This window comes from Mesorhizobium sp. M7A.F.Ca.US.007.01.2.1 (assembly GCF_003998165.1).
Taxonomy (GTDB): Bacteria; Pseudomonadota; Alphaproteobacteria; order Rhizobiales; family Rhizobiaceae; genus Mesorhizobium; species Mesorhizobium ciceri.
In genome coordinates, this window is record NZ_RZQP01000058.1 from 1 (window position 1) to 12,015 (window position 12,015).

General features: G+C 64.3%; 11 protein-coding genes, 1 tRNA gene and 1 pseudogene. 11 read left to right on the top strand and 2 right to left on the bottom strand.

Annotated elements, in window-relative coordinates:
• Both EN949_RS13305 and EN949_RS13310 read left to right on the top strand, forming a co-directional pair.
• Positions 1 to 235 (top strand): annotated as a pseudogene (locus EN949_RS13305) (rRNA (cytidine-2'-O-)-methyltransferase); the annotation flags it as partial.
• Positions 228 to 605 carry a YraN family protein gene (locus EN949_RS13310; RefSeq protein WP_164755714.1) on the top strand — a complete coding sequence of 126 codons (378 nt, stop codon included), beginning with the start codon at positions 228 to 230 and terminating at the stop codon, positions 603 to 605. The pseudogene EN949_RS13305 and the gene EN949_RS13310, both read left to right, overlap by 8 nt.
• Before the next feature lie 272 nt (positions 606 to 877).
• Here the strand turns inward: EN949_RS13310 and EN949_RS13315 are convergent, their stop codons facing one another.
• The gene (locus EN949_RS13315) at positions 878 to 1,684 is read right to left on the bottom strand and encodes an undecaprenyl-diphosphate phosphatase (protein ID WP_013528623.1); all 807 of its coding nucleotides are present in this window, start codon (positions 1,682 to 1,684) and stop codon (positions 878 to 880) included.
• A 160-nt stretch (positions 1,685 to 1,844) separates the two neighbouring features.
• Between EN949_RS13315 and EN949_RS13320 the strand changes: the two genes are divergently transcribed.
• The 9 genes from EN949_RS13320 to EN949_RS13360 all read left to right on the top strand — a co-directional run bounded on the left by EN949_RS13320 (position 1,845) and on the right by EN949_RS13360 (position 10,628).
• Positions 1,845 to 2,537 (top strand): glutathione S-transferase family protein, encoded by a 693-nt coding sequence (locus tag EN949_RS13320; RefSeq protein WP_013528622.1) that lies wholly within the window; start codon positions 1,845 to 1,847, stop codon positions 2,535 to 2,537.
• The gene (queG, locus tag EN949_RS13325; protein WP_013528621.1) at positions 2,518 to 3,672 is read left to right on the top strand and encodes a tRNA epoxyqueuosine(34) reductase QueG; all 1,155 of its coding nucleotides are present in this window, start codon (positions 2,518 to 2,520) and stop codon (positions 3,670 to 3,672) included. The genes EN949_RS13320 and queG overlap by 20 nt, the downstream gene beginning before the upstream one ends.
• Positions 3,669 to 4,568 carry an SDR family oxidoreductase gene (locus EN949_RS13330; RefSeq protein ID WP_013528620.1) on the top strand — a complete coding sequence of 300 codons (900 nt, stop codon included), beginning with the start codon at positions 3,669 to 3,671 and terminating at the stop codon, positions 4,566 to 4,568. Before queG ends, EN949_RS13330 begins: the two co-directional genes overlap by 4 nt.
• A 149-nt stretch (positions 4,569 to 4,717) precedes the next feature.
• On the top strand, positions 4,718 to 5,806 hold the full coding sequence (gene mepA / locus EN949_RS13335; protein WP_013528619.1) for a penicillin-insensitive murein endopeptidase: 1,089 nt from the start codon (positions 4,718 to 4,720) through the stop codon (positions 5,804 to 5,806).
• A gap of 174 nt (positions 5,807 to 5,980) precedes the next feature.
• Complete coding sequence (locus EN949_RS13340; protein WP_013528618.1) at positions 5,981 to 7,027, top strand: glucokinase; 1,047 nt, start codon at positions 5,981 to 5,983, stop codon at positions 7,025 to 7,027.
• Positions 7,028 to 7,105: 78 nt separating this feature from the next.
• A complete protein-coding gene (locus EN949_RS13345) occupies positions 7,106 to 8,977 on the top strand; it encodes an ABC transporter ATP-binding protein (RefSeq protein WP_024502175.1) in 1,872 nt (623 codons plus the stop codon).
• Positions 8,974 to 9,816 (top strand): 4-hydroxy-tetrahydrodipicolinate reductase, encoded by an 843-nt coding sequence (gene dapB, locus EN949_RS13350; RefSeq protein WP_013528616.1) that lies wholly within the window; start codon positions 8,974 to 8,976, stop codon positions 9,814 to 9,816. Before EN949_RS13345 ends, dapB begins: the two co-directional genes overlap by 4 nt.
• Positions 9,817 to 9,849: 33 nt before the next feature.
• Complete coding sequence (locus EN949_RS13355; protein ID WP_013528615.1) at positions 9,850 to 10,470, top strand: 2,3-bisphosphoglycerate-dependent phosphoglycerate mutase; 621 nt, start codon at positions 9,850 to 9,852, stop codon at positions 10,468 to 10,470.
• Positions 10,471 to 10,543: 73 nt separating this feature from the next.
• Positions 10,544 to 10,628, top strand: a tRNA-Leu gene (locus EN949_RS13360).
• 187 nt (positions 10,629 to 10,815) lie between these two features.
• Here EN949_RS13360 and EN949_RS13365 read toward each other — a convergent pair.
• Positions 10,816 to 11,994 carry a hypothetical protein gene (locus EN949_RS13365; protein ID WP_245459254.1) on the bottom strand — a complete coding sequence of 393 codons (1,179 nt, stop codon included), beginning with the start codon at positions 11,992 to 11,994 and terminating at the stop codon, positions 10,816 to 10,818.
• Positions 11,995 to 12,015: the final 21 nt, after the last annotated feature.

A 12,015-nucleotide genomic window follows, 5' to 3' on the forward strand; every position in this document is an offset into this window, starting at 1 on the left:
CCACTATGCTGCGGCCGATACGCCGAAGGGCGAGATCGTCGTCTGCGTTGGTCCGGCCGAGGCCAGGGTCGACGAACCCGCCGACATCGACCGTCTGCTTCTGTCGCTTGCCGCCGAAATGCCGGCCTCCAAGGCGGCGGCGGAAGCCGCGAAGATGACTGGCGGCCAGAAACAGGCGCTCTATCGGCGATTGCTGGAGCTCAAGGATGCTTCGGGAGAAAGCGACGGTGGCTGAACGCCCGAGCGCCAGCCGCCAAAAAGCCTATCGGCGCGGCCATCGCAGCGAATGGCTGGCGGCGGCAGCGCTGATGCTGAAGGGCTACCGGATCCTGGCGCGCCGCCACCGCACGCGCTTCGGCGAGATCGACCTGATCGCGCGGCGCGGCGACCTGGTGCTGTTCGTCGAGGTCAAGGCGCGCCGGTCGCTGATGGAAGCCATGGAGGCGATCGGCCACGAATCGGAACGTCGAATAGAAGGCGCGGCCGACATCTGGCTGTCGCGCCAAGCGGACTACGGCAGGCTGTCGATGCGCTTCGACATGGTCGCCGTGCTGCCCTGGCGCTGGCCGGTGCATGTCGAGAATGCATTTTACGGGAGGAGTTAGAGGGGGCGCCCTCCTTCATTCGTCATCCACGGGCGGAGCAGGAGCGAAGCTCCGTCGCGGAGACCCGAGGATCCATGCCGCGACCTTTAAGCGCCTCTACGGTGCAGAAAGTGAAAGACTTCGCAGACGATAGCGAGCCTAGTGATGGCTATTTTCTACCGCTGCGCTCTTCGGTCCACGTCGCGGCATGGATCCTCGGGTCTGTGCCGCGTCGCTACGCTCCTTGCTCCGCCCGTGGGACGAAGCGTGAGGGCCGCTACGCGGAACACTCCTCACCCCCAGATCATCAACGCCACCAACCCGACACCGCCCACCACCAGCCGCCACCAGCCGAACAGCGAGTAACCCTTGCGCGAGACGTAATCGAGCAGGAAGCGCACGACGATGAGCGCCGTGACGAAGGCGGCGACGAAGCCGACGGCGATGATCGGCAGGTCGGCGCTGCTCAGCACGTTGCGGTTCTTGAACAGGTCGAAGGCGAAGGCGCCGACCATGGTCGGGATTGCAAGGAAGAAGGAAAATTCAGCGGCCGCGCGCTTGTCGACGCCCAAAAGCAGGGCGCCGACGATGGTCGAGCCCGAACGCGATGTGCCGGGAATGAGCGACAGGCACTGGAAAAGCCCGATCTGCAGGTAAAGCCGGGTCGGGAAGCGCTCGACGTCGCGATAAACCGGCTTGAGGTTCATGCGGTCGACCACCAGCAGCACGACGCCGCCGATGATCAGCATGATGCAGATCAGCCTTGGCGATTCGAACAGCACCGTCTTGATGAAATCATGCGCCAGCGCGCCGATGAATGCCGCCGGCAGGAAGGCGATGAGGATGCCGATGACGAAATGCCTGGTCAGTCGGTCGTGCGGCAGTTCGAGCAGCATTTTCCAGAGGCGGCGGAAATAAACGCTGAGGATCGCCAGGATGGCGCCGAGCTGGATCAGGATCTCGAAGGCCTTGCCGGTCGAGTGGAAGCCGAGGAAATGGCCAGCGAGCAGGATATGGCCGGTCGAGGACACCGGGATGAACTCGGTCAGCCCCTCCAGCAGGCCGAGCAGCAGGGCTTCGACGATGGTCTGGCTTTCCATGGCTACCTCGGCATTGGCGTGACGGCTGACAGAAGGGCTTGCTTGTCATGGCGTTGAAGTCCCCCTATAGGTCGCAACACCCTGACGGCCCGCTAACCGGGCGGCCAAGACTTACCGGTGCGCCCTGCGATTCGCCAGTGCGCTTTATCATCGCGGAACCATGCTGACGCTTTTCCACCACCCCATGTTCGCCACCTGTCGCTTCGTCCGCCTCGCTTTCGGCGAGTATGGCGAGGAGCTGGCCCTGATCGAGGAAAAGCCGTGGACCCGGCGCAAGGAGTTCCTGGCGCTGAACCCGGCCGGCACGCTGCCGATCCTGCTGGCCGAAGGCGACGTGCCGATCGTCGGCGCGACGGTCATATCGGAATATCTCGATGAAACGCGCGGCGTGCTGAAGCGCGACAAGCGGCTGTTCGCCGAGGACCCGATGCAGCGCGCCGAAATCCGCCGGCTCATCGACTGGTATCTCAACAAGGCTGAAAGCGAAGTCACCCGCCATCTGGTGCGTGAGCGCGTGCTGAAGCCGGTCATGCCGGAAACGGCGGGCGGCGGCTCGCCCGACTCGGGCGCGATCCGTGCGGCGCGCGCCAACATCCGCCAGCACATGAAATACACCAACTGGCTGGCCGGCACCCGCCATTGGCTGGCCGGCTCGAGGGTCACCTATGCCGATCTCGCGGCCGCGGCGACGCTGTCGGTGCTCGATTATCTCGGCGAGATAGACTGGCGCGAGCACAGCGCTGCTCGCGAATGGTACACGCGGGTCAAGTCGCGGCCTTCCTTTCGGCCGCTTTTGACCGACCGGGTGCGCGGCCTGTCACCGGTGTCGCATTATGCGGACCTCGACTTCTGACGCCGCAAAACTGCGCGCGCTGATCGACGCGGAGGCGCAGCGCGCCGGCTTCGATGCCGTCGCCGTCACCTCCCCCGATGCGATCCCGCTAGCGCCGGCGCGCCTGGCCGAATTCGTCGCCGACGGCTTTCACGGCTCGATGGACTGGATCGCCGAGACGCTGCAACGCCGCAGTGAACCAACGGCCCTCTGGCCGCAGGTACGCTCGATCGTCGTGCTGGCGATGAACTACGGCCCCGACCATGATCTTCGCGAAATGCTGGCCAAGCGCGACCGCGGCGCGATCTCGGTCTATGCGCAAAACCGCGACTATCACGATGTGATGAAAGGCCGGCTGAAGGAGATCGCCGGCAAGCTCGTTGCCCGCGCCGGCGGTGACGTGAAGGTGTTCGTCGACACCGCACCTGTCATGGAAAAGCCGCTGGCCGAAGCCGCCGGGCTTGGCTGGCAAGGCAAACACACCAATCTGGTCAGCCGCGAGCACGGCTCCTGGCTGTTCCTCGGCACCATCTTCACCACCGCCGAACTCGTGCCCGACCGCGCCGAAATCGACCATTGCGGCTCCTGCCGCGCCTGCCTCGACGCGTGCCCGACCGATGCTTTTCCGGCGCCCTACCGGCTCGATGCGCGGCGCTGCATTTCCTATCTCACCATCGAGAACAAGGGGCCGATTCCGCACGAATTCCGCGAAAAGATCGGCAACCGCATCTATGGCTGCGATGACTGTTTAGCCGCCTGCCCGTGGAACAAATTCGCCCGGGCGGCTTCGGAAGCAAAACTCGCCGCGCGCGATGATCTGCGCGAACCACCGCTCGCCGACCTTTTGGGTCTCGATGACGCGGCCTTCCGCGCTTTCTTCTCCGGTTCGCCGATAAAACGCATCGGCCGCGATCGGTTCATCCGCAACGTGCTGATCGCCGCCGGCAATTCCGGCGAAGCGTCGCTGTCCGGCGCGGTGCTTGCGCTGCTCGGCGATCCGTCGCCGCTGGTGCGGGGCGCGGCAATTTGGGCGCTGGCGCGGCTGGTGCCCGATGCCGAATATTCAGAAAGGGCAGCCCTCGGCCTGAAAACCGAGAGCGACGAAGCCGTGCGCGACGAATGGCGTCTGGCGCGGCCAACCAGGGCGAATGCATGAGCGAAAAGCAGATATTCATCTTCGGCGCCGGCTATTCGGGCAGGGCTTTTGCTCGGGCCAACAAAGGCGCCGCGACGATCTTCGGCACGACACGCTCGCCGGAAAAATTCGAGACGCTACGGCAGGCCGGCATCGCCCCGCTGTTGTTCGACGGTGCGCTGACGGATGAGATTGGCGATGCATTGCGGAAAACAACGCATCTGCTGATCTCGGTCGCCCCGGAGGAGGCCGGCGATCCCGTGCTGGGTGCCGCCCGAGAGGCAATCGCTCAAATGCCTTTGCTGGAATGGATCGGCTATCTCTCTACGGTCGGGGTTTACGGCAATTATGACGGCGCATGGGTCGATGAAACGGCTGAATGCCGGCCGGTGTCGAAGCGTTCGATGATGCGGGTGGCGGCAGAGCAGGACTGGCTGGAGCTGGGCCGCGAGATTCGCCGGCCGGTGGCGATCCTGCGACTCTCCGGCATTTACGGGCCGGGCCGCAATGCCCTGGTCAATCTGGAAAACGGCAGCGCAAGGCGGCTGGTCAAGCCCGACCAAGTGTTCAACCGCATTCATTGCGACGACATAGCAGGCTCCCTGTGGCAGCTCATCCAAGGCAATAAAGGCGGCATCTTCAACGTCACCGACGATCTGCCGGCGGCGCCGCAGGACGTCGTCGCCTATGCCGCATCATTGATGGGCATCGAACCGCCGCCCGAGATTCCTTTCGACGCCGCCCAACTTTCGCCCATGGCGCGGTCCTTCTATGGCGAGAACAAGCGCGTCGGCAACGCGGCGATCAAGGCGGCGGGCTATTCCCTGCGCTTTCCGGACTACCGCGCCGCCTTCGACCATATGTGGGCGAGCGACGACTGGCGCGACGGCGAGGCGCGCAGCCCGATGAAGCGCTAAAAGCAATTCCAGGAAAAGTGTGACACGGTTCTCCGTCCGGGATTGCGTCAAAACAGAGACAGAGCGGTTCACCGTTTCGGTGAACCGCTCTGTCGATCGAAGCGTTCCGCGTTGCATGCTATGATTCGGCCTGGTGGGGATCCGGTTTCATGAAAACACCGATACAGCCATCTCTCGGCAAAAAATTCAGGCTGGCGGCCGCTCTCGGCCTGTTCGTCCTTGCCGGTCTAGCCGTACGGCCGGCCGCGGCCGAGGAACGGGCAAAAGACCTGTTCGGCGCCAAGAAACTGCCAGCCGCGAGCGCGGCGCAATCGATCGGCTTCTATTCCAAGGGCTGTTTTGCCGGCGGCGTCGCCATTCCCATGGACGGTCCGACCTGGGAGGTGATGCGGCCGTCCCGCAACCGTCGCTGGGGCCATCCGGCTATGATCGCGGTGATCGAGAAATTGTCGCGCGACGCGGCAGCCGATGGTTGGCCGGGCCTGCTGATCGGCGACATTTCGCAGCCGCGCGGCGGCCCGATGCTGACCGGGCATGCCTCGCACCAGATCGGGCTCGACGCCGACATCTGGCTGACGCCGATGCCCAGCCGCCCGCTGTCGATGGCGCAGCGCGAATCGATGAGCGCCACCTTGATGGTCGATGAGAAGACCCATTTGGTGAAGGACGCGCTGTGGACGCCGGCGCACACAAGGCTTCTGAAGCGGGCGGCGAGCTACAGCCAGGTCGAGCGCATCCTGGTCAATCCGGGCATCAAGAAGAAACTCTGCGACACCGTCAGGGGCGACCGCGGCTGGCTGCGCAAGATCCGGCCGTTTTGGGGCCACGACTATCATTTTCACATGCGCATCGGCTGTCAGCCGGGATCCCCCGGCTGCAAGGCGCAGGAAGCGACGCCGGACGATGACGGCTGCGGCGAGCCATTGGCCTGGTGGTTCACGCAGGAGCCGTGGCGGCCCAACAAGAACCCGGATGCCCCCAAGGCACGCGACCTGATGACGATGGCGAACCTGCCGAGCGAATGCCGCGCCGTGCTCGACGCGCCGGGGCCGGTTTCCGCCGAGGCGGCGACCTATCACGGCGGCGGCGTGCCGGTCGCGGCTGCCGCACCCGAACCCGAAGCGCCGTCATTGCCCGCCACGCCGGCCGCCGCCGGCTTGCCAAGCACGGTGAACGCCTTCACGGCGACGCCCGAGATCGGCGTGCCGCTGCCGCGACCGCGGCCGCCAGGAAACTGACGGTCACGGCCCAATCGGTTCGGCGCCTTATTTTTGCGAAACCGTGTCGGTTTGGCCGCACAGCCGGTCTCAGCGCGCCGCCGGGGTCGAAAACCGTTTCCCTTTTCAAACCCATGCGCTAGTCAACGGAAGAACGGCTAGATGCCGTCGGTGGCGCCGGAGACGGACGAGAGCATGCCAGGCACAGGCGACGACGATACTTTGTTGCGGTTTCCGATCCTTATCGGCGACATCGGCGGCACCAATGCGCGCTTTTCGATCGTGCTCGACGCCAATTCCGAGGCAGGCGAGCCGACCATCGTCCAGACGGCGAACTACAACACCATCGACGAGGCGATCCAGGCGGCCGTGCTCGATCGCTCGTCGGTGCGTCCCAATTCGGCGGTGCTGGCGGTGGCCGGTCCGGTCGACGGCGACGAGATCGAACTGACCAACTGCCCCTGGATCGTCAAGCCGAGAAAAATGTTCGCCAGCCTCGGCCTGAGCGACATCGTCGTGCTCAACGATTTCGAGGCGCAGGCGCTGGCCGTCGTCGCGCTCGGCGAGGAGCACATGGAAAAGATCGGCGGCGGCACGCCGGAGCCCAATGCCGGCCGCGTCGTGCTCGGCCCCGGAACCGGGCTCGGCGTCGCCGGGCTGGTCCATGCGCTGCACCACTGGATACCGGTGCCCGGCGAGGGCGGCCATATGGACATCGGTCCGCGCTCGGCCCGCGATTTCGAGGTTTTTCCGCATATCGAGAAGCTGGAGGGCCGCATTTCGGGTGAGCAGATCCTGTGCGGACGCGGTCTGGTCAATGTCTATCGGGCGGTTGCCAAGGCGGACGGCAAGCCGTCGCCCTTCACCACGCCGGCCGAGATCACTGCCGCGGCACTTGCGAAAACCGATCCGGTTGCCGAGGAAGCGCTGGAGACCTTCGTCACCTGCCTTGGGCGCACCGCAGGCGACCTTGCTCTGGTGTTCATGAGCCGCGGCGGCGTGTTTCTCACCGGTGGCATCGCGCAGAAGATCGTGCCGGCGCTGAAAGCCGGCAATTTCCGTGTCGCTTTCGAGGACAAGGCGCCGCACAGCGCGATGATGCGCACCATGCCGGTCTATGTCATCACCCATCCGCTGGCCGCACTTCTGGGCCTTGCCGCCTATGCCAGGAACCCCTCGCTGTTCGGCGTCCAGACTTCGGGCCGGCGCTGGCGCGACGAAGTTAGTCACCCCGAGGCATAGGCAAGCTGGCTGCTTGGCGTTAAGAGGGGTGCCAAATTGCCCGGCCGCGGGAAGCGGAAATCTACGAAGCGCTCCAATTTGACATTTCAGCCCCCCAATTTGTCGAAACCCCGTGCGGGAGAGATCGTGGCGGTCATCCGCCGTATCCTCCAGGAAAATGGCCGCGACTATCGGGGCGCGTATGTTTTCACCATCCTCTGCCTGCTGACCGTGTCGGCGACGACGGCGCTTGCCGCCTGGATCATGAGCCCGGTCGTCAACCAGATCTTCTACGAACGACGCGGCGACCTGATCCCATGGATCTGCGCCGCACTGCTCGGTGCCTTCATCCTGCGCGGCCTTGCCGGCTACGGCCAGGCGGTGACGATGGCCAGGATCGGCAACAATCTGGTGGCGCGCTATCAGCAGCGCATCTTCAACCATCTGATGAAGCTTGGCGTCTCCTTCTTCAACGACACAAGGTCCGGGCGGCTGGCCGCGCAGGTCAACGAGAACGTCAACGGCATTCGCGACCTGTTGTCGATGACGGTGACCTCGACCGCGCGTGATGCCGTCTCGCTGGTCGGCCTGGTCGGCGTGATGATCTACCAGGATCCGATACTCTCCTTGAGTTCGCTGCTGATCGGGCCGCCGCTGATCTGGACCGTCACCTATCTGATGCGCCGGGTGCGCCGCATCACGCGCGAATCGGTGCAGATCAACTCTCGGCTGATCGGCGCCATGCAGGAAGCCACGCAAGGCATCGCCATCGTCAAGGCCTTCACCATGGAGGACGAGCTGTCGCGCCGGATCAGCCAGCTAGCCGAGGATGCCGAGCAGCGGTCGAACAAGATCGCTCGCGTCTCCGAGCGGCTGACGCCGGTTTCCGAACTGCTGGCCGGCATCGCCTTCGCCAGCGTCATCGCCTATTCCGGCTACCGGGCCACCGTTCTCGGCCAGCCGCCGGGCGCGGTGTTTTCCTTCATCACGGCGCTGACGCTCGCCTATGATCCGGCCCGCCGGCTGGCGCGCATGCAGGTCGGCATGGAGCGCGCGCTGGTCAATGCACGCATGATCTACGAGCTTCTCGACATCGAGCCGCAGCAGAGCGACGCCCAAGGCGCCGCCGAGGCGAAATTCACCTCCGGCGAAGTGCGTTTCAACAACGTCTCCTTCCGCTATGTCGAGGAGGCTCCGGTGCTGCAGGATCTGAGTTTCGTCGCCGCGGCCGGCAAGGTGACGGCAATCGTCGGCGCTTCGGGCGCCGGCAAGACGACATTGGTGGCGCTGCTGCAGCGCTTCTACGATGTCGAGGCGGGGTCGATCGAGATCGACGGCCAGGACATCTCGAAGGTCACCAAACAGTCGCTGCGCGGTTCCATCGCCTATGTCTCGCAGCAGCCCTATCTGTTCGAAGGCACCATCCGCGACAATATCCGCTACGGCCGGCTGAGCGCCACCGATGCCGAGATCGAACAGGCCGCGGGCCAAGCCGCGGCCGACGACTTCATTCGCCAGCAGCCGCAGGGCTACGACACGCCGGTCGGCGAGAACGGCGTGACGCTGTCCGGCGGCCAGCGCCAGCGCGTCTCGATCGCGCGGGCCATCGTGCGGCAGGCACCGATCCTTTTGCTCGACGAAGCGACATCGGCGCTCGACAACGAGGCCGAGGCTCGCGTCCAGCAGGCGCTGACAAAGGTCATGGAAGGCCGCACCACCATCGTCATCGCGCACCGGCTGTCGACGGTGGTCAATGCCGACCACATCATCGTCATGGAACAGGGCCGGCTGGTCGAGGAAGGCACGCACGCCTCGCTGATGGCCGATCCGCACAGCGTCTATGCCCGCTTCCACCGCATCCAGGGCGTCAAGGGTCTGGGGCTTGTCGACGACAGCGCGCCGATCCGGACTTCGGCGCAACGCCTGTCACAAGGCATCGACACGCAGAGCATCGCCGGGAGCACGACATGAGCGCCACGCCCGCAACCGACGGACCGGCAAATGATATGGGCCTGGTGGTGGTGGGCGCCGCCGGCCGCATGGGCCAGACGCTGATCCGTGCCATCCACTCTATATCAGGCGCGCGGGTCATCGGCGCGGTCGAGCGGGCGGATTCGCCGCATCTGGGCAAGGATGCCGGCGAGCTGGCCGGCATCGGCATCATCAACGTGCCGATCAGCGACGATCCGCTGCCGGTGTTCGCCAAGGCCGACGGTGTGCTCGATTTCACCACGCCTGCTTCGACGGTCGAATTCGCCGGCTACGCGGCGCAGGCGCGCATCGTCCATGTCATCGGCACGACCGGCTGTTCGACCGATGACAATGCCAGGATCGCGGCGGCGGCGCGCCATGCGACGATCGTCAAATCGGGCAATATGAGCCTCGGCGTCAATCTTCTGGCGGTGCTGGTCGAGCAGGCGGCGCGCGCGCTCGATGCCGACGATTTCGACATCGAGATCCTCGAAATGCACCACAAGCACAAGGTCGACGCGCCTTCGGGCACGGCGCTGCTGCTGGGTGAAGCCGCCGCCGCCGGGCGTGGTATCGAGCTCTCAGGCAACGACGTGCGCGTCCGCGACGGCCACACCGGGGTGCGCAAGACGGGCTCGATCGGCTTTGCCACGTTGCGCGGGGGCTCTGTCGTCGGCGACCACAGCGTGATGCTGGCCGGCACCGGCGAGCGCATCACCCTGTCGCACCACGCCGAGGACCGCGCCATCTTCGCTCGGGGCGCCGTCAAGGCGGCGCTTTGGGCGCGCGGCAAGAAGCCGGGACTGTATTCGATGCGGGACGTGCTCGGCCTCAGCTGAGCCGGCCTGATCCATAAACCTGAAGGAGCAAACATGTCGCGAACCCTCGTGCTCGTGCGCCACGGCCAGAGCGAATGGAATTTGAAGAACCTGTTCACCGGCTGGCGCGACGTCGACCTGACCGAACAGGGCCACGCCGAGGCCAAGGCCGCCGGGCAAAAGCTCAAGGCGCGCGGCCTGAAATTCGACATCGCCTTCACCTCCGCGCTGATCCGGGCGCAAAAGACATGCCAGCACATCCTCGACGCGGTTGGCCAGGGCGACCTGAAGACCATCCGCGACCAGGCGCTCAACGAGCGCGACTATGGCGACCTCTCCGGCCTCAACAAGGACGACGCCCGCAAGAAATGGGGCGAGGAGCAGGTGCATGTCTGGCGCCGCTCCTACGACGTGCCGCCGCCTGCCGGCGAAAGCCTGAAGGACACCGGCGCCCGCGTCTGGCCCTATTACCTGCACGATTTGCAGCCGCATGTGCTGCGCGGCGGCACCGTGCTGGTCGCCGCGCACGGCAACTCCCTGCGCGCTCTGATCATGGCGCTCGACGGCAAGTCGGGCGAGGAGATCGTCAAGCTGGAACTCGGCACCGGCGTGCCGGTCATCTACCAGCTCAACGCCGATTCCACCGTCGCTTCCAAGGAAGTGCTGGACGACTGAGCCGGCGAACGGAGCACCTTCGAAAAAAGCGCGTTGACAGCAATCGCTTGCCCGCTTACATGAGCCCGCACCAGCCCAGATGGCGGAATTGGTAGACGCGCACGGTTCAGGTCCGTGTTCCGCAAGGAGTGGAGGTTCGAGTCCTCTTCTGGGCACCATTTTTCCCGACTACCAACGGGATCAAGTAGACAAGCTCTTTCGGCGGTTTCCGCTCGGGTCCCCTGTTGGCGGCTCAGTGCCCACACGGGCATAAGCTAACCTCGCGCACCAGCACGAGCTCCGCAACCACTCCCAAGTCCATGATGCCGTGTCCATCTCATCACCGTCCCGGTGTTGCATGGTCAATCACTTAGCGCAGCAGACTTTGCGGACGTAGGTGTTGCCCCAGGTCATATATGCGTCGTCCGGGATGGCACGCCTCGCCTTAAGTTCCGTCACGAGACCCTTGGCCATCACTTGATCGAAGGTGTCTTCGAGGGTGACCGCAAACCATCCATTGGTCGCAAGGTAGGCCGATAGCGGGATGGGAGCGGAGCGAACATAGCCCGAAGCCTCCGCCAAGTTGTCGAAACTCTTTACCTGTATGTGACGCTGCTCGAATGGCCCGCTTTCATACTGATCCACGTAGACCCAGGTGTCGTGCATATAGCCAACTTGGCCATTGGCTTGCACGCGGTACCACCGAGCCACATTCCCCAGGATTATAACGGGGCTCCCGTTGCGAACGTTGACGAGGGTTGCAGACCTTCCATCCGCGAGAGCTTTTAACGGAGCTGCGCCCTTTGGGTGCCGGATGCGGCCGGAGTGCGCTTGGGGAATCTCAAGAGAGGCATGCTCAGGGGTCGTGGGCAAAGAGGCAACAGGCGGCTGCGAAGGCGGTTGCGAGAACGGCGGTGGTGACGTTGGTGCTTGGTTGGCAATCGATGGCTGGCCGGCGTCATTGTCCAAGGTGGTGACCCTGTATTTCGCCATCTCGCTTCTGGACAGGTACCGTATGTCATCACTGTCATATTGCAGTGAAAGCTGGAGTAGGGCTGGGTCTACGCCCATCTCGATCATATAGGTGATGATGTCGGCAGTAACCTGCTGGATACCGGAAACGGCGTCCTCGGTATTAACGGATACATCGCCACTGAAGGATGACTTATGGACGCCGATGGAGCCCGGCTCGGCGTATCGCACGGTACCGCCAAGAAAGGCCAGGGAGCATGCTGAAGCACACTCTACAGCCCTGAACTGGGCCGTGCTTAGGCCGAGTCTGCGGATGAGCCGTCCAAGGTCCATCGCCTTCTGAATATTCCCGCCAGGTGATTGGAAAGTTACTGCGATCGCCGAGTTAGACCGTGCCAGCGCCTCAAAGGCCGACAGGTCGTCCTGATTAGCGAAATCACCTGATACAAAAATATAGTGGATGCCGGCATCAGTCTGCCCGGCCTGGAACTTCAAACCAGCATATGCCGCAGGAGTTCCCACCAGCGCAGTCAACAGGCACGACAGGACACTAGCTAAGAAAACACGAGACATGTCTAAAGCCCAACCCCAAAC

Bases quoted from the DNA above. Each gene is read 5' to 3' on its own strand.
- EN949_RS13315 (WP_013528623.1), bottom strand. From the start codon at position 1,684: ATGGAAAGCCAGACCATCGTCGAAGCCCTGCTGCTCGGCCTGCTGGAG.
- EN949_RS13320 (WP_013528622.1), top strand. From the start codon at position 1,845: ATGCTGACGCTTTTCCACCACCCCATGTTCGCCACCTGTCGCTTCGTC.
- queG (WP_013528621.1), top strand. From the start codon at position 2,518: ATGCGGACCTCGACTTCTGACGCCGCAAAACTGCGCGCGCTGATCGAC.
- EN949_RS13330 (WP_013528620.1), top strand. From the start codon at position 3,669: ATGAGCGAAAAGCAGATATTCATCTTCGGCGCCGGCTATTCGGGCAGG.
- mepA (WP_013528619.1), top strand. From the start codon at position 4,718: ATGAAAACACCGATACAGCCATCTCTCGGCAAAAAATTCAGGCTGGCG.
- EN949_RS13340 (WP_013528618.1), top strand. From the start codon at position 5,981: ATGCCAGGCACAGGCGACGACGATACTTTGTTGCGGTTTCCGATCCTT.
- dapB (WP_013528616.1), top strand. From the start codon at position 8,974: ATGAGCGCCACGCCCGCAACCGACGGACCGGCAAATGATATGGGCCTG.
- EN949_RS13355 (WP_013528615.1), top strand. From the start codon at position 9,850: ATGTCGCGAACCCTCGTGCTCGTGCGCCACGGCCAGAGCGAATGGAAT.
- EN949_RS13365 (WP_245459254.1), bottom strand. From the start codon at position 11,994: ATGTCTCGTGTTTTCTTAGCTAGTGTCCTGTCGTGCCTGTTGACTGCG.